This window comes from Aliivibrio wodanis (assembly GCF_052920805.1).
Genome location: NZ_JBREXA010000002.1, coordinates 1,168,016 through 1,190,016 on the forward strand (window position 1 = coordinate 1,168,016; position 22,001 = coordinate 1,190,016).

The following is a 22,001-nucleotide window of genomic DNA, read 5'->3' on the forward strand; positions in this document are numbered from 1 at the left end:
ACTCCTACAATACGCCTTTTGAGCTTGGCAGTTCATTACCTTCCACTTTAATCGCTTGGCGTAATGTACGACCAAACGCTTTAAATAAGCTTTCAATAATGTGGTGATCATTATGACCAGCAGAAGAAAGGTGTAACGTACAAGCAAGCGTATCTGTAAGCGAGCGGAAGAAGTGAACCACCATTTCTGTTGATAAATCACCCACTTGATCACGACTAAATTCCGCATCAAATTTCAGATATGGACGGCCAGATAAATCCAGCGCACATTGTGCTAAACACTCATCCATTGGTAAGCTAAAACCAAAACGACCAATGCCACGTTTATCACCCAATGCTTCTTTTAACGCTTCGCCTAGTGCTAGAGCCGTATCTTCAATGGTGTGGTGATCATCAATGTGTAAGTCGCCCTCTACATTGATCTTCATTTGGAAACCGCCGTGCGTAGCGATTTGATCAAGCATGTGATCAAAGAAACCAAGGCCGGTTGAGATTGTATTACCACCCTGCTCATCCAAATTAACAAACACTTTAATGTCCGTTTCTTTAGTCGTGCGGATCACTTCTGAAGTACGCGCATTTACGGTTAGATCTTTTAATATCGCAGGCCAGTTCATTGTCTCAGGGTGATATTGAATGCCACGGATTGCCATGTTCTCTGCTAATTGAAGATCCGTTTGACGATCACCAATCACAACCGAGTGTTGAAAATCAACTTTTCCTCCTTGAAGATACTCTTTTACCATGCCCAATTTAGGTTTGCGGCATGAGCAATTGTCTTCTTCAAAGTGAGGACAGATCAGTACATCATCAAATTTAACACCTTGAGATTCAAAAAACTCCATCATCATATTGTGTGGCGCATCGAACTCATCTTGTGGGTAGCTATCTGTTCCTAAACCATCTTGGTTCGTTACCATCACTAAACGATAACCTGCATCTTGAAGAGAAAGTAGAGATGGGATAACCAAAGGTTCAAACTTTAACTTGTCTAAACGGTCTACTTGAAAATCGACAGGCGGCTCAACAATTAAGGTGCCATCACGGTCGATAAATAAAATCTTTTGTTGTTTGCTCACAGGAACGTCCTTTTAATTTTTCTAATTCTATTCTTATACCAATCACAGTAAATAAGTGTTCAGAAATAGCGAAGGAAAAATGCTTGAGAACAAGACGAAATTTTTCGATAAGTAGTTATTCTACAATCAAAAATTTCAACGCAGTTATCGAGCATTTTAACCAGCTAGGATGACCAATTATTTACTACGATTGGTATTACAAGCCCCAAGCCTTATTCCTAAGCTTGGGGATAAGATTACATTAATTGATTACGAATAAATCCAAGAGTTTTTTCACACTCTTCGCGATTACCTACGCTGATACGCACACAATCTTTAATTGGTGAATTACGTAAAATAATACCGTGATCCCACGCTGCTTTAAACACTGCATCGCCATCAGAGAATTGCACTAATAAATAGTTTCCCCAACCTTCATGGACGGTGACACCATTCAATACCATTAACCCTGCGTGTAAATAAGCACGGTTAGCACTTAAATCAAGCATCTGGTATTTCATTCGAGCTAAACCTGCTTCAGATAAGGCTTGAGTCGCAATTTCAGCCACAGGAACTGGCACTGGGTATGGCGCAATCACTTTAAGTAATACATTAATCAGTTCTTCATTGGCTAATGTAAAACCACAACGTAAGCCAGCCAGTGCAAAGGCTTTTGATAGTGTACGAAGAATCGCAAGGTGTGGATAATCAGCCAGTAAATCGACCGTAGACTTCTCCATACAAAAATCGATGTAAGCTTCATCCATTACCACAATTGCGCGATCTTTTGTCATCTCAAGCAATGAAATAATATCTTTACGATTAACAATGTTGCCTGTTGGATTATTTGGGCTACACACAAACACGACTTTGACGTTTTCTAAGCTTTCTTCTATTGTAGGAAGATCTAACTGCCAATCAGAAGTTAGTGGTACGGTTTTCGTCTCTACACCAATGCTTTCTGCACTGATTGAGTACATCCCATAGGTTGGCGGGCAATATAAAATCGCATCTTCATTTGGCTCACAAAACGCACGAACTAATAGTTCAATACCTTCATCAGCACCACGTGACGTTAGCACTTGCTCTGGTTTTACATTTGCATAAGCCGCATAAGCATTGATCAACTCTGGTGGTTGACATTCACTGTAACGGTTAAGGCGTGCAAAATTGAATTTGTATTCATTATCAAATGGGGATTCATTGGCGTTTAACCACACATCTCCTGTGCCACCAATACGACGAGCAGAGAGATAAGGAGTTAATGCTTGCACTTGTTTTCTGGCTAACTTTTCCATCATGAATTCCTATTGATTCGCTTCTAATTTAGCTAATTTTTCAATTCTGATTGTAACCGCTCGTTTGTGAGCATCAAGTCCTTCTGCATCAGCCATTGTTACCACTGTCGGAGCTAAGCCTTTTAAGCCATCTGCTGTTAATTCTTGTACCGTCATGCGTTTAGAAAAATCAGCCAAACCCAAACTTGAGTAGGTTTTTGTATAACCATAAGTTGGTAATACGTGATTGGTTCCAGAAGCGTAATCCCCTGCTGATTCAGGCGAATAATTACCTAAGAAAATAGAGCCTGCATTATCCAGTAGTGGCAGCAATTCACGTGGGTTTTTAGTTTGAACTATTAAGTGCTCAGGACCATAAAAGTTTGAAATTGAAACACATTGCGTTAGTGATTCAGCAATAATTAATAAGCTTGAACCTAGTGCTTTACGTGCAATATCAGAGCGAGATAACTCTTTTAGTTGCTTCTCGATTGCGTCTGCCACTTGATCAGCAATGATCGGTGATGGAGTGACAAGAACCACTTGTGAATCCGGACCGTGCTCTGCTTGGCTTAAAAGATCCGCAGCAATAAAATCAGGATCTGCCGTTTCATCCGCAATAACCAAAACCTCAGATGGACCTGCTGGCATATCTATCGCTGCGCCACGGAAATCATTAGATACCTGACGCTTAGCTTCAGTGACGTATGCGTTGCCAGGACCAAAAATCTTATCCACTTTAGAAACAGATTTAGTACCGTAAGCCATGGCAGCAACGGCTTGAGCACCACCGATGTTGTACACTTCATCAATTTTACATAGTTTTGCAACGTATAAAATTTCATCTGCAATTGGTGGAGGAGAACACAACACCACTTTTTGACAACCGGCGATTTGAGCAGGAATACCTAACATTAATACCGTTGATGGTAATGGCGCACTGCCCCCTGGAATATACAGACCCACTTTATTAATCGGCATTATGATTTGCTCACACACCACACCTGGTTGTGTTTCTACTTTAATTGGTTGCGGTTTTTGAGCTTTGTGAAATTTAGAGATATTACTATACGCTTGTTGTAGCGCCGCTTTCATCTCTTCAGATAAACGTTCACTTGCTGCTTCTATCTCTGATTTAGATACTCGAATCGACTCTGGTTTCACACCATCAAACTTTTCTGTTAACGCTAATACGCCAGCGTCACCGTCTTGTTTAACGGTATTAATCACGCTAGTTACCGCAGCAGTAATATTTGCGCCTTCGGTAATAGCAGGACGTTGTAAGACAGTATCTTGCTGTGAATCGCTAAGTGATTGCCAAACTAGGGTTTTCATAATGGTTACTCCATCATCTTCTCAATTGGCAATACAAGAATAGAGCTCGCACCCAGTGCTTTTAGTTGCTCCATTGTTTCCCAGAATAGATTTTCAGTACTGACTAGGTGAACCGCCACTTTTGCACCATCACTTGATAAAGGAAGTACTGTTGGATCTTCTGCACCTGGTAGTAATGATTTAATCGCTTCTAGTTTATCTGTTGGCGCGTGTAGCATGATGTATTTAGATTCTTTGGCCTGAATACACCCTTGCATACGTGTTAGAAGTTTTTCGATTAATGCTGCTTTATCTGCGTCAAACTCACCTTCACGTTGAATTAATGTGGCTTTAGAGCGGAAAATCACTTCAGCTTCTTTTAAGCCATTTGCCTCAAGAGTAGCGCCTGTCGATACTAGATCGGCAATCGCATCAGAAAGGCCTGCACGTGGAGCAACTTCAACAGAACCATTTAAAATACAAGTTGAGAACGGAATACCTTGCTCGTCCATAAAGCTTTTAAGTAATTGTGGGTAAGTCGTTGCGATACGTTTACCAGCAAGATCTTGTGGACCGTTGTACGTTTCATCTTTATCTATAGCAATAGATAAACGACAACCACCAAAATCTAAACGGCGCAGAGTGGTAAATGCTGAAGGCTCGCCCAATGCTTTACGCTCTAGACGCACTTCTTCTAATTCGTTTTCACCAATCACACCTAAGTCAACGACACCATCCATGATTAGACTTGGAATATCGTCATCACGAACTAACAATAAATCAATTGGCATATTTTCAGAATGAACCACTAATCGCTCACCTGAGATATTAAATTTCATACCGCAACGCTTAAATAGCTCTTGGCACTCTTTAGATAAACGGCCTTTCTTTTGAATCGCGATACGTAAACGTTGTGATGACATAATCTCTTCCTTGTAAAAATGTAATTCTAAATTTGTTGTTAACTATCAATTGCTCAATTTTTTGGTCATAAAACGAAAAAACCCTCAGAAGTTTTACCTTCCGAGGGTTTGAAATTGTATTCATCGGAAGGAAATTCTAATTGCCTTCCCGGATATGCATATCCTCCCGAAAGACTACTCAGGATGATGGTGATGATGGATGTTCAGACCTTGAATACGCATAATTATAAACCTTTAGTAACAAATTGATTTTGTTTTTAACCTTGTAAACACATTATCAAACTGTGGTTTTATTTCAACAAAAAAGATCATTTTTTTTAAAGAAAGTTTTAATGCTGTGAAAAGTTTAATAAATACCCTAATATTTTATTTTTATTCAGACGAAAAAAAGCCAGTCGTTATGACTGGCTTAATAATTTAGCTTACTTTAAATCAAGAGATTAGAAGTAGTAGTACGCTGCTGCGAATACGTAAGTTTCTTCTTCGTTGCCTTCGCCCATGTCTAGATCTTGACGTACGTCGATACCCATGTCCATGTTTTTAGCCATTGTGTACATAGCTGCAACGTTCATGTAAGAACGATCAAGGTCGCTTGCATTATTTTCTTCTACTGTATTAGCTGCATAACCCGCGGCTAAAGTTAGCTCTTCGTTTAATGCATAACCCACAGATAGGTAGTAACCTACATCTGTCTTATCAGTAGCATTTGTACCTGTTAGGTCACCTTTGTCGCCGTTATCAGACCATACGTTAGCACCTAGTTTAACGTCACCAAATTTCACGTTACCAGATACAGAAATTACACTGTAATCAGCAGCATCACGAGTTTCGTAACCTACATAAAGGTTGTAGATTTCTTGCTCAACACCTACATAACCATTGAAGCCTTTATCACCAGCACTGTGGTCATCATCAGTTTCAAAGTAAGACACACCGTATGCAAAACCGCTTGTAGCACCTTGGAACTTAAGTACGTTAAATGCATCTGACGCATCACCTGCAGAAGCACCGAACTCGTATGTGTTGTCGCCAGCGCCGTCAACTTTATCTAAGGCTGTATCATTTTCCCAACCGAAAGATGCAATACCGTAACCAGTATCAAAACCTAACCAAGCTTTATCTACGTCTGTTGCTGGTCCAGAGTTCTTCTCTGTAGAAGATGCATGCTTAGTTGCACTGTCTGTTGTGTAGTTCAACATAAAGTCTGTTTCAAAGTAACCAACGATACGATTGTTACGGTAGTTAACTGCTAGAGTTAGGCCAGTAGCCCAATCATCATAAAATGCTTTAGTACCAGTGTCGTAGTAACCACCAGCGCCAACAGAACCAGATACTGAAAATTGATCTTTATGCATAGAGTCAAATGCAAACATATCTTCATTTTTGCTGTTTTGGCTGCTAGTTTGAACAGCAAATGCTGAAGTTGAAATACTTGCGATTGCAAGTGCTATAAGAGTCTTTTTCATAATAAATCCACTGCCTTTTCTTAGAAAGATTTGGAAATCCGATTTCCGGTTCCCTATTTTATATTCCATTACGGCCACATCTTATTGTGCAACTCGTGATGTCTTTAAATCTGGAGCATACTTTGCTCAAGATTTATCTTGATGTCAACGGAGAAAGTCAAGGAAAGTAAAAAATAATAAAGAGTTCTAATACAACAAGTTATAAGATACGGCGTAAATTTGAGACGTAGATCACGCGGATAAATATAAATAAATATAAAACAAAACAGTGAAGGTAACAGAAAAAGATCGAAAAACCCTTTTGCGGAAAGCACTCTCAGTATAAAAAAAGGTAAAAGCATTCTTGTTGGGGCGTTATTTGATATCTGCTGTGTTTTACTTTAATACACACAAAAAAAAGCTAAGCAATTCTTTAAAAAATCACTTAGCTATTAATATATTTAGCTAATAATCAGATCTGTAATAAAATTAATTGTGATCTATGATCCACTTTTGAAAGGCTTTACGCTCTTCTTTATTTGTTTTTAGGTAAAGAGATTGAAGCTGACTTAGGTTTGAAAGCTTAGCATTTTCTGAATTATTGCCTTTTTCTGTCGACTTAGATGCTGTTACTAACGCAGAAGAAGAACCAAAAATAATGCCCTTATCTTGGTTGTACTTTTCAAGCATCACTTCAAGATCGTAATAAGGCATAAAACCGTCGTTTGGCTTTAATTTTTCTTGTCTATAATTAATTTCATTATCTTTGTTATCAGTAATTAACCACTCAGGTGCAGTTTTAAACTCTCTCTTTGCTTTTTCATAACTATAAACTTTTGGCGCATTAACAGTGAGATCGCTATCTGGAACATTAATTGTGATTATAAATGGAGCAGAATCAAAAATTTTCTTAGTATTACCATTACCTACTTGCTTACTATATCTCAACATTAATTGTGTGGTTTTAGCATCTAAAGTAATTTTTTCTCGCTTTTCTTCTACTTTAACCCCATCGACAAAAAGAATCTCTATCCCTTTTTTGGGTGTTATTGTTGCCGCTTGTAGTGATGATGCAAATAGCAGCCCTAATAAAACAACCTTTCCTTTCATTATCTGTTCCTTAAATATAATAGCTAAAAAAAAACCACCCTATATAAGGGTGGTTCAATTATATCTTAATTAACTAAGATTAGAATGATGCTTTAACACCTACAGCAAAACCAGTTTGGCTGTCGTCGTTACTATTACCACCAACTTCAGCATAAGCTGTAGTATTTGGAGCAATTGGGTAACCAGCATTTACATACCAAGTATTAATATCATCATTTGCATCAACATCATCTGAAGATAAGCTGAAACCTGTAGCTAGAGCAACTTTATCAAGCTGGTAAGTAGCAGAAAGTCCAAGAGTATTTGTTTTAACAGCTTCGTTATCCATAGTATAAATAGCAGCTGCTAAACCTAGGTTTTCAACACCGTTAAAACGAGCTTCGGCACCTAATAAAGTTTCAGTGTTTTTAGCATCATTTTCACCAGAACCACCTAGAACTGTAAAATCAAAATCAGCTACACGGTAACCAACACGAGCATCAAAATAAGTTGAATCAACACCTACTTCTGTAGAGTTGTTTTTATCTTGAGCAATTGCTGCTGTTGCATAAAAATTATCTTGGTCAAAGTCCCAACGAATTACTTCATCGCCGCAGTACATGTCAGAGCCATTAAAAAATGTTGTGATACCAAATTGGTAATCTGAACCGATACCTGCGTCATCAAGAGCAGTACAAGTACGACCAACTTTAATTGAACCCATAGAATCAGAGTAAAGTGCTACGTATGCATCACCTTCGTTTGTGCCAGTATCTTGTAGTTCAAAGAAACCACCAAATTGTAAATCATCATTTACAGCGTAACGAACATCAAACTTAACATCAGCATCTTGGATTTCTTGTTGAAAATCGTGACCTTTTTCAGTTTTTTGTAGGTAAACAACTTCAATGTCGCCGCCCATATCAACTGTAACACCACCTTCGTTGTAAATTTCAAATGCTTGTGCTGAACCAACTGATGCTGCTAATACTGATAATGCTACTAGAGTCTTTTTCATAATAATCCACTGCCTTTTCTTAAAAGATTTGGAAATCCGTTTTCCGGTTCCATGTATTTATATAATTTCTTTGACATCGACCAGCACATCTAACTGTGTGATTAATCAATGTTTCTAAATTTCGAGTGCTACTTTGCAAAATCTTGACTCACATGTCAACGGCTAACAAAAAGATTCATAAAAAAACATAAAGACAGCAAAACCAAAGACTTAGCCGTAAATGACCATAAATGAGACACGGTTCGAACATGGAAATGAAACAATATGTAAAGAATTATTTCGCAGTAAAAAAGAATATCAATCTGTTAATCCCATCTACAAAGTAATAAATAAGAATAAATGACTTAAAATTACAAGAATACAGAACTTTAACTCCATCTAAAAATTAACATTTAGATATTTCATCTTAGTTCATTCTATTTTCGTGACCTACATCCCGATTTAATTACATAAGAATCCATTCTTTGCAGAAGATCACACTCAAGGTAGCGTGCTATAATGGATTTTCTTATATTACTAGAGTTAAATCATGCTGAACAAAGCGGTTACTGATTGCATACGAGAGAGCTATAAAACACTACAAGATCAATTACCCGGCTTTATTCCTCGCCGAGCACAAAACTATTTAGTAGCAGAAATCACTAAATCTCTAGCAGGAGAATATAGTGATACGCATCGCATGATTGTTGCAGAGGCAGGTACTGGGATTGGTAAATCACTCGCTTATCTACTTAGTGTCATCCCATTTGCTAAGTTAAATAATAAGAAAGTCGTGATTTCGACTGCAACGGTTGCACTGCAAGAACAGCTAGCGCATAAAGACCTACCATTTTATCGTCGTATCTCACCATTACCTTTTTCTTTTATTATTGCGAAAGGCCGACAACGTTATTGCTGTAACCATAAACTCGCTTTATTAGTTGAAACTAACCATGAAGAAGATAAACAAGCAGCCCTATTCACTGAAAAACCTAAAAAGAAAGATTTAGATCTTTTGAGAAGAATGTATAAAGCATTATCCGAAGGTAAATGGGATGGAGATATAGACAGTTGGCCTACCACTATTCCCTCTTCTATATGGCAGAGTATTGTTTCTGATAAATACAGTTGCCATAACGGGTTACCTATGCACCGTGATTGTGCCTTTCAAAAAGCCCGTGAGCATCTTGATAAAGCCGACGTTGTTATAGCAAATCACAGTCTTGTTATGGCAGATATCGATCTTGGTGGTGGTGTCGTTCTTTCTGAACCAGAGCAAACTATCTATATTTTTGATGAAGCTCATCATCTTCCGAATGTCGCTCGTGAACATTCATCAGCAGCAGCAAGCTTAAAGGGAACATCATCTTGGCTGGAGTCGCTAAATAAGTCTGTTAGTAAATTTTGTAATCTAGCAGATCAAAAACGCGTTAATCGTTTTCAAAATACGTTACATGATAACTTACAAGAGCTAATTCCCTCGTTAAATCAACTAAGCAAGCAATTCGATCCCACTCTCTTTAATAGTGATGGCATCTATCGCTTTGAACATGGGGAAATTCCAACATGGTTAGCCGAACAATCAAAAGATTTAAAAGATATCTCAACGAAAACAAATCAAGCCTTAGCAAAAATTAGTGATTTAATCTCTGAACGCATGAAAGATGGCGAATTAGCACCAAGAATGGCAGAGCCTGCATTGGCTGAGATGGGCTTCTATCTACAACGACTAGAAAATCTCGCACAAGTTTGGTTCTTAATGGCAAAACCAAACAGTGATAAAGGTGCTCCACTCGCTCGTTGGCTAGAACAGAGTAAAGATAGAGAAGGCGATGTTATCATTAATGTCTCTCCACTAGAGGTTGGCTGGCAATTAGATCAAAATTTATGGAGCCGAGCAGCTGGAGCAGTTATTGTATCTGCAACTATGCGTGCGCTTAATAGCTACTCTTTCTTTTGCAAGCAAGCGGGAATTTCTGAAAAACAAGAAGATGGCGTGCGATTTTTATCACTCGCTTCACCTTTTAATTATCAAGAAAACTCTCAATTAGTTATTCCTAATTTACCAATGGAACCATCAGCTCCAGGTTTTACCGATTTATTAATAGAAGAGCTTCCTTTCTATTTAGCAGATCAAACCTCAAGCTTGGTGTTGTTCTCCTCATATTGGCAAATGAATAAAGTAGCAGAAGGCATAGAGGGAATTGCTAAAAAGCATGGGTGGAGTTTACTTATCCAAGGAAAAGAGTCTCGACAAGAAATCCTAAAAAAACATAAAAAACTTTGTGAAGCTAATAAAATCAGTATCTTATTTGGAACAGGGAGCTTTTCTGAAGGGTTAGATTTACCTGGTAACCTCTTAACTAATTTAATTATAACCAAAAATTCCATTTGGTGTTCCAACCTCTCCAGTAGAAGAAGCGCACTCAGAATATATTGAAAGTAGAGGCGGAAATCCGTTTATGCAGATAAGCATTCCTGAAGCGAGTAAAAAGTTAATTCAATCCGTAGGTCGATTACTGCGTAAAGAAGAAGATTCTGGTAGAGTTGTCCTTCTTGATCGCCGCGTTATAACTAAACGTTATGGTAAAGCGCTTTTAGATGCATTACCTCCCTTTAAGAGAGTGATAGAGTAAGTGTGGCTATTAACGGTCATACATTACGATACTAGGGTCTGTTGCCCTAAACTATACTAATAATAAATAAGAGCTTATATGGAATTTCTTGAGCCTAGTACCCTGATTGTTTTGGGATTAGTTGCCTTTATTGCTGGATTTATTGATGCTGTTGCTGGTGGAGGTGGAATGCTAACCGTACCTGCATTACTATCAATTGGTTTACCACCGCATATAGCTTTAGGCACTAATAAGCTTGCAGCTACTTTTGCATCATCAACCGCTGCTTTAACCTATTTTAAAAAGAAACTGTTTGATCCTACCTTTTGGAAAGCCTCCTTTATTGCTACTCTCTGTGGTGCAATCTTTGGTACATTATTAGTGAACTATATTTCAACTGAATGGCTAGAGAAAGGATTACCTTTAGTTATTCTTTGTGCTGCTATTTATACTATCTGGCCTACTCGGATTGCATCTGAAAACAATCAGTTACCCAAAGTAACTCCTAAACTAAAAAAACAGCAGACAATACAAGGCTTAATATTAGGATTTTATGATGGTGTAGCTGGACCTGGAACAGGGGCTTTTTGGACGGTAAGTAGCATGGCTATGTATCGACTAAATATTTTATTAGCTTCTGGATTAGCCAAAGCAATGAATTTCACCAGTAACTTTACCTCTTTAGTTACTTTTGCCATTCTTGGTCATATTAACTGGGCATTAGGGTTAACAATGGGGATCTGCTTGATGGCGGGAGCTTTCATTGGTGCTCACTCTGCAATTCGTTTTGGCTCTAAGTTTATTCGCCCTGTATTTGTCACTGTTGTTTGTATTTTAGCAGTAAAATTAGCATTAGATGCTTGGTTCTAAACCTACTGAATTCATTTCGAGGCTCCTATGATAAACCTCAGTTCTATTGAAATAATGCTTGAGCAGTTAAGTAAAACAGCAGCAGAGATCGATCGTCGTCGAGGCGAACAACGCTTGCCTCTTTTTGATGAACGTCTATTTGGCTGTCGTAGTCGCTATCTTGTGCCTTGTATCACCGAAACTAAATCAACACTGGCTTCTATTCAGCGAGAAGAGAAAGCGGGGATCCTCACCAGCCAACGTGCAGAGTATTTAACTCAAATGCTAGTCGCCCAAATAGAAGCTGTTCAACGTGAAGTTGCCACTCAACGTATTCGCTCTAATGAACCTCGTCCAAAAGGCAGTTATAAAAAACCAATTAGTGATATGTACCAAGATTTGGCGCAACATCAAGAACTGGGAACGTCGACTCAGTCAAATGGTTCGAGAACAAGAGCACTCTGTTAATCATTGCCACTCTTTTTCTCAGCAACAAGAATTGCAGAAAACACTCCTTGCAACAGAGAAACGATTACAGCGCTGTAAAGATGCAATGAAACGATTAGAACAGCAAATTACTTATAGAGAACAACATGATTAAGCACTCTAAACACATTGAAGCCGAAGCAACCCTTGAAGTTGAACAAATAACTACACCTAGCCCGTTAGATAATGCTCCTGATGAAATTAAACTGGCAGTGGATTTAATTTATCTACTCGAAAATAATAATGTAGATAAAGAGACTGTAATAAAAGCCTTAGAAATAGTGCTAAATGATTTTAAAAAAACAAGACACCTGTCTTAAAATAGAAACAGATTTATTACTCTTATCTCTATAGAAATAGTTCTATTTATTTTATTTACACTAAAACTTAGATCTATTTCTCAATTAATTTCCCTCGCAAATTATTCCGCTTCCTTAATCACATCTTCCGACTTATTCTTTATCCATAAATAGATTTTTAATAATAAAAAAATCAATAATAAATGACAGCATCATTTAGCTAGGGTAAATATGTTTTCTTATAACTTAATTCTTTCTGATATATCAGAAGAGGATCGCTTAGGCATAGATTTAACTTATGAACCTGAGTTTGAATCCATTGAAAGTGAAATACAAAAATCAACGGATATATTTGCAACCAGTAAAACTGACTGGAAAGAAGTTCATAATAAATCATTGAATTTACTATCAAATAAAAGTAAAGACTATCGTTACCTTTATTGGATACTATTATCAATTCAGAAGGGACAACTTCCTATTGACCCACTGCACTTAGTATTAATAATTAATGATTTCATCAGTAAGTATAATATTGAAATATATCCATCAAGAAAGAAAAACTTATATTCAACTATAAATCAAATTATTCAAAAACTTAGCGACATTATAAAACCTTTTATAGACAATATTAACGGACCTTATATCAGCAAATGATTTAATTGAAATATTAATACTTTTAGACAACTCAATAAATGAAATTTTTAATGAAAACACCGATAATATTTCATCTATTATTAACTACGTAAAAAGCCATAAAAAAAGATTGAAATCAGTGGATAGTTCAAAAACAGAAGCCTTAAATTCACTCGATTATAATAAACCAATACAAATAGAACCAACAAAAGAAAGCACATCAATTTCGTCTAGTGAAATTACTAATGACCGCGAGGCAAATAAAGCTTTACGCCACTTACAAGATGTCGCTCGTTCACTTTCAAAATATTGGTTAACTGAACGTATTAATAATGAGAAAGCATATCAACTTAGTCGTACATTAACATGGTTAACTATCACACAAGTTCCAGCAAGTAATAGTAACGATGTCACAATGTTAAAACCTGTTCCTCAAACAAGGAAGCAACACTTTAATAAACTTAAAGCGGACTCTGATCATGTGGGGCTATTAATAAATCTTGAAGAAAGCCTATCAAAATCACCTTTTTGGCTCGATGGGCATTTTATGGCTTGGGAAAGCTTAATTGAACTAAACCATCATGATGCAGCTCAATGTATTGTAGATCAAGTTTCATTATTAATAAAAAAACTACCTGAAATTACTCACCTAAAATTTGATGATAATTCTGAATTCTCTACTTCAACAACTAGGTCTTGGCTAGAAGAGCATTGCTATCAAGAAGATAACTCTAAAGTCACTGAGAACATTAATATTATTGAAAAGAATACAGAAAGTGAATGGGATCTTGCATTACAAAATGCACAATCATTACTAAACCAGAAGACTCTCACTGAGATATTACAACCTTTGGTGAATGGTCACCATCTATCTCGCTCAAATCGAGAAGCTTTTTTTTGGCAATTTTCACAGGCTAAATTGTTATCGCAAGCACAGAAATACGATCTAGCAAGTGCTCTTTTAGGTTGGCTTGATTCTCAATATTCTCACAAGGTGCTAACTCATTGGGATCCTTCACTTGAAGAACGCTTACTCGAACTATGGTTATCATGCCAACAAAAGTTGCCTTCCAAAGAAAAAAACAATCAATTAACTACCACGTTACGTGAAAGACTCTGTTGCTTAAATCCAATGCGAGTTCTTAATTAAAAAACTAGGAGACCCCATGTCAAAAGATGGATCTGTAGCGCCAAAAGAGCGTGTAAATGTGACATTTAAACCCGCAACAGGTGACACAACAGAAGAACTTGAGTTGCCACTAAAAGTGATGGTTCTTGGTGATTTTACTCAACAACATGATGAGCGAAAACTCGAAGACAGAAAGCCTTTCACTGTTGATAAAAATAACTTTAATGATGTTATCGAAAAACAAAATCTTAATATTGAGTTTGGTGTAAAAAATCAGCTACAGGATCATGAAAAAGGCAATGATGAAATACCAGTGAATCTTACCTTTAAGAATATTAATGATTTTAATCCTGCAAGTATTGTTGAACAAGTTCCTGAACTTAAAGGCTTAATGGATTTAAGAGAGGCTCTTGTCTCTCTTAAGGGCCCACTCGGTAATGTACCTGCATTTAGAAAAGCCATTGAAGACGCTTTAGTAGATGAAAATGCACGTGAGAAACTTTTAAACGAACTTGGCTTAGCAACAGAGAAGGAGTAATCCAATGTCAGAGACCAGTACATTACAAGAAGCACAAAGTGAAACCACCGTAGGCCTTCTTGATCAAATCGTTGCACAAACTAACCTTACACCAGAAGATGAAACCTATGGTATAGCAAAACGAGGAGTCAGTGCTTTTATTGAAGAGTTATTAAAACCTCATAATCAAGAAGAGCCTGTAAAAAAAGCTTTAATTGATAAAATGCTAACTGAAATTGATCAACGTTTAAGTAAGCAAGTAGATGAAATCCTACATCACTCTTCTTTTCAACAGTTAGAGTCTTCATGGCGTGGGTTAAAACTTCTCGTTGACCGCACTGATTTTCGTGAAAATATCAAGATTGAAGTTATCAGTGTATCTAAAACCGATTTATTAGAGGACTTTGAAGATGCCGAAGAAATTACCCAATCCGGTCTCTATAAGCACATCTACACTAATGAGTTTGGTACATTTGGTGGGCAACCTGTTGGTGCTATTATTGGTAATTATGATTTTAGCCCTTCTGCGCCCGATATTAAAAATCTGCAAAATGTGGCTTCAGTAGCAGCAATGGCTCACGCTCCATTTATTTCAGCAGCTGGACCTAAATTCTTTGGATTAGATTCTTTTGAAGGGTTACCTGATCTGAAAGATCTGAGTGATCATTTTGAAAGCCCTCAATATACAAAATGGCAAAGCTTTCGGGAGCAAGAAGACTCGCGCTTTGTCGGGTTAACACTGCCAAGGTTTTTACTGCGTCAGCCCTATGATCCTGAAGAAAATCCGGTTAAAACATTTAATTATCATGAAAATGTCTCCACTACCCATGAAGATTACTTATGGGGAAATACTGCATTTACTATGGCTTCACGCATTACTGATAGCTTTGCTAATTTCCGTTGGTGCCCAAACATTATAGGTCCTCAATCAGGTGGAGCAGTTGAAGACTTGCCTCTTCATCACTTTGAAAGTATGGGCGATATAGAAACTAAAATTCCAACCGAGGTCCTAGTTTCAGATCGTCGTGAGTATGAATTAGCCGAAGAGGGCTTCATAGCATTAACCATGCGTAAAGGTTCCGATAATGCGGCCTTTTTCTCTGCTAACTCAGTTCAAAAAACGAAATTCTTTGGTAACTCAGAAGAAGGGAAAAGTGCTGAACTTAATTATCGATTAGGTACTCAACTTCCTTATCTATTTATCATCAGTCGCTTAGCTCACTATATAAAAGTATTACAGCGAGAGCAGATCGGCAGTTGGAAAGAACGAACTGATTTAGAGCAAGAATTAAATGGTTGGATCCGACAATTCATAGCAGATCAAGAAAATCCACCAGCAGAGGTAAGAAGCCGTCGACCTCTCAGAGCTGCAAATATTGAAGTATCCGACGTAGAAGGAAATCCAGGCTGGTATAAAGTCAATTTATCAGTTCGACCACACTTTAAATATATGGGTTCAGATTTCACTTTATCTTTAGTCGGAAAATTAGACCAAGAATAATTCACCCTCCCCTGAGATTACAACATGGAATGAAAGACACGTAAGTCAGGGGAGTTTTATTACTTAATGATACTTCATAAGAAATTTAAATACATAATTTCTCGAGGAATAAGAAATGTCATCACAGCGACTATTTGAACGGCTATTAGCCGGGACGACATCACATAATCTGGCATCAAATACCCAGACAATTACTGACTCTATTCATACTCATGTGACTCAATTGCTATCAATTCGACAAGGCGCTGCATTGATCCGTCCTGACTTAGGGTTACCAGATCTCAATATGTCCCATATGACACCCCACGACGCTATTATGTATGTTAAAAAAGAAGTCGAACGAGTAATTACACAATATGAAACACGAATTACCAATATAAAAGTTCATTATCTAGGGGATATCCATAGCCCACTTCATCTCTATTTTGATATTCAAGGCGATATTTTATTAAATGGCCAATTGGTTTCAATTTCATTTACTACAGAAACACATGCTAAGAATAGAAAGCTAAACAATAATCATATTCAAGGTGCTGCATGAGTTTTAATCAATATTATCAATCAGAATTAGTTGCCTTACGTGAACTTGGAAAGTCCTTTTCAGAAGAGAACCCTGCTCTAGCACCTTTCCTAGCCCAAGAAGGACTTGACCCTGATATTGAGCGCTTATTTGAAGGATTTGCTTTTTTAGTTGGCCGTTTGCATCAACGATTAGACAATCAACTTCCTGAGTTAACCCACTCTTTGATGAGGTTAATATGGCCGAATTATGTTCAAGCTATACCAGCAATGAGCACCTTAAAGTTAACACCTTCTGAAGGATTAACACAAAAAACAACTATCACACGTGGAACAGAAGTACTAAGCCAAGCAATAGAAGGCGTACAATGCCAATTCAAAACCTGCTATGATGTTGATATATATCCAATTTCAATTCATTCATCTTCATTTACAGCTAATGGTAATGGAGGGATATATCAACTTCAAATCGAATTAGCTTCAGGGGTTAATCTTCATTCATTGGATATGAAGAAACTTAAAATTCATTTTAATGGTGATAAAGCCAGTTGCCTCTCTTTAATAATGGCGCTGTGTTCAACGACAACTCAAGCCGAATTTTGTGCATTAGACGCTGAAAAATCCCTCATCAATCGTTCAACATTTCCTATTGAGAGTATTCGATCCGTTGGTTTTGCAACTGAACAAGCTATTTTTGACTATCCTCTTAACACTTTCGAAGGCTATCGTCATATACAAGAGTTTTTTTGCTACCCTGAAAAATATTACTACATTGACTTAACTGAACTTCCTATTTGGCCAGCTCAGTTTAGTGAAGGCTGTAAATTTATTGATATAAAATTCACCCTAGCTAATATTACTCACAAACCTTTTTATGCAAGTCGAGTTCAGCCTGAGCTGTTCTGCACCCCTATTGTGAATGCTTTTAAAACAGATACTCAACCTCTTTTATTAAATCATCGTAAAGATCAATATAAAGTAATTCCAGCCTCATTAAACGATAACAATAGTACTATTTTATCAATTGAAGAAGTTCATGGTTGGAATCCTGGGCAAAAAGGTCGTATCAACTTCTATCATTTTGAATCATTTGAACATAATGACGCTAATAATCACTCAAATTATTACAGTATTAGGCAAGAAAAAAATATTGTAAATGGACATTTTGATACTTACTTATCATTTCGTACTCAATACAATTCTACCAATAATATAACGGTATCATTAACAGTAAATGCATGTAATGGAGCATTAGCGCAACGTTTACCTATTGATTCTATTACTGAAAGTACATCACATACGACAGGAGCAATAGCTTTTACAAATATTCGCTCTGTCACTCCTTGTTATGCTCCGCCAATCGAAAAAGATGGGTTATGGTCACTGATTTCAAACATGTCCCTCAACTACCTTTCACTTACTAAGCCAGAAGCCTTTAAACGAATTCTATTAGCTTATGATTTTGCAGGACAGCAAGATGATGCTAAAGGCAAAAAACACCAACGCTTGATTGATGGCATTAATGATATAAATACAAAGCCTGGAGACATGCTCTATCAAGGTTCTCCTGTTAGAGTAATGAATACACATTTACACCTAAATAGTAAACACTTCCTCTGTGAAGGCGAATTATACTTATTCTCGGAGGTGATTAATGAATTTTTATCACTGTATATCAGCCTGAACTCGTTCAACCGACTCAACGTAACAAGTACTGATGGAGGCGACTATTCATGGCTACCACGAATGGGGCAACAACCTCTTATTTGACTCCCAATTTATCTATAGATCAAACTCTTCCGATTGATATTACTATTCAAGATATTGGTCATTTATCATTAATGAAAGCTCTTGATCATATCTGTAATCAATTAGCTCAATCTTATGATATTACTCATGATGAAGCTTATAATCGTATTCAATTTATTGCGAATCCATCTCAAGGTTTTGCCGCTAGAGAGATCCAAGCAATTACCATAGATTCGCATTATGACGGCTTACCAAAAATAATTTTGACATTAAATATGCTGTCACTAATTGGAGCCTCATCGCCCTTACCGCATTATTACAACGATTATCTATCTCAAGATGAGAATAATATTCTTAAACCTTTTTTAGATATTTTCCATCATAGATTACATCGGCTTATCCGCAATGTATGGCAAAAATATCGCTATAATGCGGCATTCAGAGAAGGAGCTAATGACCCTTTTTCTCAACATATATTTGCATTGCTTGGTCTTAAAAGCCAAGAATTAAGAGAAGATAATACAATAGATTGGCCTCGCCTATTCCCTTATTTAGGCTTGCTCTGCCAGCGAGTACGCTCGGCAAACACTATAGAGGCACTGTTACGTTACTACTTCCAACACGCTGATATATATATCGAAGAATGCCTCTTCCGTCATTGCTATATACCAGAAAAGCAACGATGCGAATTAGGACAACGTAACTCAGCTCTCGGTAATAATTCTGTCTTAGGAGATCGTGTACCTGATCGTGCCAATAAATTTAGGATCCACATCAAACAACTTACGTGGAAAGATTTCCATTCATTTTTAACCGATAAACCTAATTGGATTACTCTCAATCGATTAGTGCAATTTACAGTAAAAGACCCTCTTTCTTTCGATATTCAGCTTCATTTAAAAAAGGGAGAGCCTCGCCCATTAAGACTCTCTCACTGTAATGAATGCTGCTTAGGGTGGACTAGTTGGTTAGGCTCTGATGCAAATGAAGGGCAAATTACACTTTCAGGGAAGACATTATGATTAACGTAGAATTACCTCAATTAATAAAAACATTAGATAAAGAATCTCACTTAGCGTTAGAGCAAGCAGCACAACTGTGCGTCACTCGTGGAGGAAACGAAGTTCTCTGCGAAGATTTCATTTTAGCCGCATTAAATAACCCACAAAGTTTTTGGAATAAAGCATGTCAGCAATATAACGTCTCTACCGAACACTTAATTGAAACATTACAACACGGTAGAAAAAGCACGTCCTCTGAAAGTAACCACCCCGTACTTTCGACTGCTTTAATTGAATGGTTACAAGAGAGTTACCTATATTCGATGCTTGAAATGAAACTCCCTGAAGTACTCGCCGCTAATTTATTATTAACCTTACTGACTCATCCCAATAAATATGGTCACACTCCATATTATCGAGAATTAAGCATTATTCCTGCCGCATTATTAAAGCAGCAAGTAGAAGGTCTTATCGATTCTGTGACTCAAAACGAACATACAAATCATGAGCACCAGAGTGCATTAGAGGCCTACACCACCAATTACACTCAACTCGCTAAAGAAGATAAAATCGACCCAGTATTATGCCGAGACAGTGAGATCAGGCAAATGATCGACATTTTAGCTCGTCGTCGTAAAAACAACCCGATGATTGTTGGCGAAGCTGGAGTAGGAAAAACTGCGTTAGTCGAAGGTTTGGCCATCAAAATAGCACAAGGTGAAGTTCCTGATCTTTTACAAAATGTTTCTCTTCTTTCGCTAGATTTAGGCTTATTACAAGCCGGCGCAAGCATTAAAGGTGAGTTTGAACGCCGTTTAAATCTCGTGATTACTGCCGTTCAAGAAAGTCCAAGCCCCATCATTCTTTTCATTGATGAAGCCCACACCTTAATTGGTGCTGGTGGACAAACCGGGAGTAACGATGCGGCGAACTTATTAAAACCCGCGCTCGCTCGTGGTGAATTACGAACCATTGGCGCGACCACTTGGTCTGAGTACAAAAAATACATTGAAAAAGATCCTGCTTTAGCACGTCGATTCCAACCAGTAACAGTTCTTGAACCTAGCGTAGAACAAGCCGTCACCATCTTACGTGGACTTGCTGAACGCTATGAAGAGAGTCACGGCGTTTATGTCCGAGACGATGCCATTATTGCCGCAGCTGAATTGTCTTCTCGTTATATTAGTGGGCGTCAATTGCCAGATAAAGCCATTGATCTGCTCGACACGGCTTGCGCCCGAGTAAAAATCAACCTCAAAGCCAAACCAGAATCGTTAGAAGCGCTTTTGCATACCATTGCAATTACCCAGCGAGAATTAAATTACGTTGTAAGAGACAAACAAGCTGGAATTGATATCGAAGAAAGCCTCATCACTCGTCTTAAAGACACCTTAGTCCAAACGCAACAGCAAGCTGACGATCTAGAACAGCAATGGTGCGAGCAAAAAGAGTTAGCAGAAGCCTTACTGACTTCACGAATCGATATTTCACAATGCGATGAAGAAGCAGAACATGAACGCTTAGTTTGCAATCAACAAGACATTTATCAGCAACTCACTAATGCCCAGACTTCGGGTTCTCTGGTCAATTATGAAACCTGCCCTTCTCTTGTTGCAGAAGTGGTATCTCACTGGACAGGGATCCCACTAAGCACTTTACAACGCGGACAAGCAACGCAAGTACTGAACATAAAACGCCAACTTAAAGAACAAATTAAAGGTCAAGACCAAGCCGTTATCGCACTAGAAAAAGCGATTCAAGCTACTGCAGCTGGTCTTAATAACCCAAATGCTCCAACGGGAGTTTTTCTGTTTATCGGCCCAAGTGGCGTTGGGAAAACACAAACCGCACAAGCAATTGCTGATCTTATGTATGGTGGTGAGCAATTTCTTACCACCATTAATATGTCTGAGTTCCAAGAAAAACATACTGTTTCACGATTAATCGGCTCACCTCCAGGTTATGTTGGTTACGGTGAAGGTGGTGTATTGACCGAAGCTGTACGTCAACGTCCCTATTCTGTCATTTTATTAGATGAAGTAGAAAAAGCAGATCCTGACGTAATGAACATTTTCTATCAAATTTTTGACAAAGGTGTAGCGAATGATGGAGAAGGGCGCGAGATAAACTTTAAACAAACCTTAATTATCATGACCTCTAACTTGGCATCAGACCAAATTGAAGCCCTGTGCAGCCAAGAAGAAAAACCCACCACTGCCGAGCTAACCAAAGCCATTCGCCCAACGCTAAATCAATACTTTAAACCAGCACTGGTTGGTCGAATGAACGTCGTTCCTTTCTTCCCGCTTGAGCTAGATAGTATGGAAGCCTTGGTGACTATTCGACTAAACCAACTGCAAGATCAGCTTCTACAACAAGACATTACGCTAGATTATGATAAAGACATTGCCCATCACATAGCTCAAAGCTGCACCTTAACCGAAACTGGTGCTCGAAACATTGATGCCATTATTAATCATCAATTAAAACCTGCGTTTTCATCTCAAATTTTATTGGCACTTGCTCGAAAAGAGCCATTACATCAAATCACTCTTGCTATCGACTCTGATGGACAAGTTTGCTGTGAATTTGGAGAGTAAC

General features: G+C 37.8%; 17 protein-coding genes, 2 pseudogenes and 1 other annotated feature. Of the genes and pseudogenes, 12 read left to right on the forward strand and 7 right to left on the reverse strand.

Annotated features, from left to right (window positions below):
- Window positions 1-4: 4 nt before the first annotated feature.
- The 7 genes from hisB to ACU5DF_RS13265 all read right to left on the reverse strand — a co-directional run bounded on the left by hisB (window position 5) and on the right by ACU5DF_RS13265 (window position 8,123).
- A complete protein-coding gene (gene hisB, locus ACU5DF_RS13235; protein WP_446713216.1) occupies window positions 5-1,078 on the reverse strand; it encodes a bifunctional histidinol-phosphatase/imidazoleglycerol-phosphate dehydratase HisB in 1,074 nt (357 codons plus the stop codon).
- Between the two features lie 236 nt (window positions 1,079-1,314).
- Entirely contained in the window at window positions 1,315-2,355 is a 1,041-nt protein-coding gene (gene hisC, locus ACU5DF_RS13240; protein ID WP_446714238.1) for a histidinol-phosphate transaminase, read from the reverse strand.
- A 9-nt stretch (window positions 2,356-2,364) separates the two neighbouring features.
- Complete coding sequence (gene hisD, locus ACU5DF_RS13245) at window positions 2,365-3,669, reverse strand: histidinol dehydrogenase (RefSeq protein WP_446713217.1); 1,305 nt, start codon at window positions 3,667-3,669, stop codon at window positions 2,365-2,367.
- A 5-nt stretch (window positions 3,670-3,674) separates the two neighbouring features.
- Entirely contained in the window at window positions 3,675-4,571 is an 897-nt protein-coding gene (gene hisG, locus ACU5DF_RS13250; RefSeq protein WP_446713218.1) for an ATP phosphoribosyltransferase, read from the reverse strand.
- Between the two features lie 72 nt (window positions 4,572-4,643).
- Window positions 4,644-4,770: a sequence feature (His leader region), on the reverse strand.
- 241 nt (window positions 4,771-5,011) lie between these two features.
- The gene (locus ACU5DF_RS13255) at window positions 5,012-6,037 is read right to left on the reverse strand and encodes a porin (protein WP_446713219.1); all 1,026 of its coding nucleotides are present in this window, start codon (window positions 6,035-6,037) and stop codon (window positions 5,012-5,014) included.
- A gap of 468 nt (window positions 6,038-6,505) precedes the next feature.
- Complete coding sequence (locus tag ACU5DF_RS13260) at window positions 6,506-7,126, reverse strand: YccT family protein (protein WP_045101751.1); 621 nt, start codon at window positions 7,124-7,126, stop codon at window positions 6,506-6,508.
- A 79-nt stretch (window positions 7,127-7,205) separates the two neighbouring features.
- Entirely contained in the window at window positions 7,206-8,123 is a 918-nt protein-coding gene (locus ACU5DF_RS13265) for a porin (RefSeq protein ID WP_446713220.1), read from the reverse strand.
- 529 nt (window positions 8,124-8,652) lie between these two features.
- On the opposite strand from ACU5DF_RS13265, the pseudogene dinG reads away from it, so the two are divergent.
- The 12 genes and pseudogenes from dinG (at window position 8,653) to tssH (ending at window position 22,000) form a co-directional block, all read left to right on the forward strand.
- A pseudogene (gene dinG / locus ACU5DF_RS13270) lies at window positions 8,653-10,738 on the forward strand (ATP-dependent DNA helicase DinG).
- 78 nt (window positions 10,739-10,816) lie between these two features.
- The gene (locus tag ACU5DF_RS13275) at window positions 10,817-11,587 is read left to right on the forward strand and encodes a TSUP family transporter (protein ID WP_446713221.1); all 771 of its coding nucleotides are present in this window, start codon (window positions 10,817-10,819) and stop codon (window positions 11,585-11,587) included.
- A 27-nt stretch (window positions 11,588-11,614) separates the two neighbouring features.
- Window positions 11,615-12,167, forward strand: a pseudogene (locus tag ACU5DF_RS13280) (primosomal replication protein).
- Window positions 12,160-12,372 carry a pleiotropic regulatory protein RsmS gene (gene rsmS / locus ACU5DF_RS13285; protein ID WP_446713222.1) on the forward strand — a complete coding sequence of 71 codons (213 nt, stop codon included), beginning with the start codon at window positions 12,160-12,162 and terminating at the stop codon, window positions 12,370-12,372. The pseudogene ACU5DF_RS13280 and the gene rsmS overlap by 8 nt, the downstream one beginning before the upstream one ends.
- 210 nt (window positions 12,373-12,582) lie before the next feature.
- The gene (locus tag ACU5DF_RS13290) at window positions 12,583-13,005 is read left to right on the forward strand and encodes a type VI secretion system ImpA family N-terminal domain-containing protein (RefSeq protein WP_446713223.1); all 423 of its coding nucleotides are present in this window, start codon (window positions 12,583-12,585) and stop codon (window positions 13,003-13,005) included.
- Window positions 13,006-13,048: 43 nt separating this feature from the next.
- Window positions 13,049-14,134, forward strand: a complete 1,086-nt coding sequence (gene tssA, locus ACU5DF_RS13295; protein WP_446714239.1) for a type VI secretion system protein TssA — start codon at window positions 13,049-13,051, stop codon at window positions 14,132-14,134.
- A 16-nt stretch (window positions 14,135-14,150) separates the two neighbouring features.
- Window positions 14,151-14,651 carry a type VI secretion system contractile sheath small subunit gene (tssB, locus tag ACU5DF_RS13300; protein WP_446713224.1) on the forward strand — a complete coding sequence of 167 codons (501 nt, stop codon included), beginning with the start codon at window positions 14,151-14,153 and terminating at the stop codon, window positions 14,649-14,651.
- Between the two features lie 4 nt (window positions 14,652-14,655).
- Window positions 14,656-16,131 carry a type VI secretion system contractile sheath large subunit gene (gene tssC / locus ACU5DF_RS13305; protein ID WP_446713225.1) on the forward strand — a complete coding sequence of 492 codons (1,476 nt, stop codon included), beginning with the start codon at window positions 14,656-14,658 and terminating at the stop codon, window positions 16,129-16,131.
- A 115-nt stretch (window positions 16,132-16,246) separates the two neighbouring features.
- Window positions 16,247-16,672: a type VI secretion system baseplate subunit TssE gene (gene tssE, locus ACU5DF_RS13310; protein WP_045101743.1), complete on the forward strand. Its 426-nt coding sequence runs from the start codon at window positions 16,247-16,249 to the stop codon at window positions 16,670-16,672.
- Window positions 16,669-18,420, forward strand: coding sequence for a type VI secretion system baseplate subunit TssF (tssF, locus tag ACU5DF_RS13315; protein WP_446713226.1), 1,752 nt, complete (start codon window positions 16,669-16,671; stop codon window positions 18,418-18,420). Before tssE ends, tssF begins: the two co-directional genes overlap by 4 nt.
- Window positions 18,384-19,421, forward strand: a complete 1,038-nt coding sequence (gene tssG, locus ACU5DF_RS13320) for a type VI secretion system baseplate subunit TssG (RefSeq protein ID WP_446713227.1) — start codon at window positions 18,384-18,386, stop codon at window positions 19,419-19,421. Before tssF ends, tssG begins: the two co-directional genes overlap by 37 nt.
- Window positions 19,418-22,000, forward strand: coding sequence for a type VI secretion system ATPase TssH (gene tssH, locus ACU5DF_RS13325; RefSeq protein WP_446713228.1), 2,583 nt, complete (start codon window positions 19,418-19,420; stop codon window positions 21,998-22,000). The genes tssG and tssH overlap by 4 nt, the downstream gene beginning before the upstream one ends.
- Window position 22,001: the final 1 nt, after the last annotated feature.

Coding starts and splice junctions, on each gene's coding strand:
- tssB (WP_446713224.1), top strand. CDS start 14,151: ATGTCAAAAGATGGATCTGTAGCGCCAAAAGAGCGTGTAAATGTGACA.
- rsmS (WP_446713222.1), top strand. CDS start 12,160: ATGATTAAGCACTCTAAACACATTGAAGCCGAAGCAACCCTTGAAGTT.
- ACU5DF_RS13265 (WP_446713220.1), bottom strand. CDS start 8,123: ATGAAAAAGACTCTAGTAGCATTATCAGTATTAGCAGCATCAGTTGGT.
- hisG (WP_446713218.1), bottom strand. CDS start 4,571: ATGTCATCACAACGTTTACGTATCGCGATTCAAAAGAAAGGCCGTTTA.
- tssE (WP_045101743.1), top strand. CDS start 16,247: ATGTCATCACAGCGACTATTTGAACGGCTATTAGCCGGGACGACATCA.
- hisC (WP_446714238.1), bottom strand. CDS start 2,355: ATGGAAAAGTTAGCCAGAAAACAAGTGCAAGCATTAACTCCTTATCTC.
- ACU5DF_RS13260 (WP_045101751.1), bottom strand. CDS start 7,126: ATGAAAGGAAAGGTTGTTTTATTAGGGCTGCTATTTGCATCATCACTA.
- ACU5DF_RS13275 (WP_446713221.1), top strand. CDS start 10,817: ATGGAATTTCTTGAGCCTAGTACCCTGATTGTTTTGGGATTAGTTGCC.
- ACU5DF_RS13255 (WP_446713219.1), bottom strand. CDS start 6,037: ATGAAAAAGACTCTTATAGCACTTGCAATCGCAAGTATTTCAACTTCA.
- hisD (WP_446713217.1), bottom strand. CDS start 3,669: ATGAAAACCCTAGTTTGGCAATCACTTAGCGATTCACAGCAAGATACT.
- tssC (WP_446713225.1), top strand. CDS start 14,656: ATGTCAGAGACCAGTACATTACAAGAAGCACAAAGTGAAACCACCGTA.
- tssF (WP_446713226.1), top strand. CDS start 16,669: ATGAGTTTTAATCAATATTATCAATCAGAATTAGTTGCCTTACGTGAA.
- tssG (WP_446713227.1), top strand. CDS start 18,384: ATGGCTACCACGAATGGGGCAACAACCTCTTATTTGACTCCCAATTTA.
- tssH (WP_446713228.1), top strand. CDS start 19,418: ATGATTAACGTAGAATTACCTCAATTAATAAAAACATTAGATAAAGAA.
- ACU5DF_RS13290 (WP_446713223.1), top strand. CDS start 12,583: ATGTTTTCTTATAACTTAATTCTTTCTGATATATCAGAAGAGGATCGC.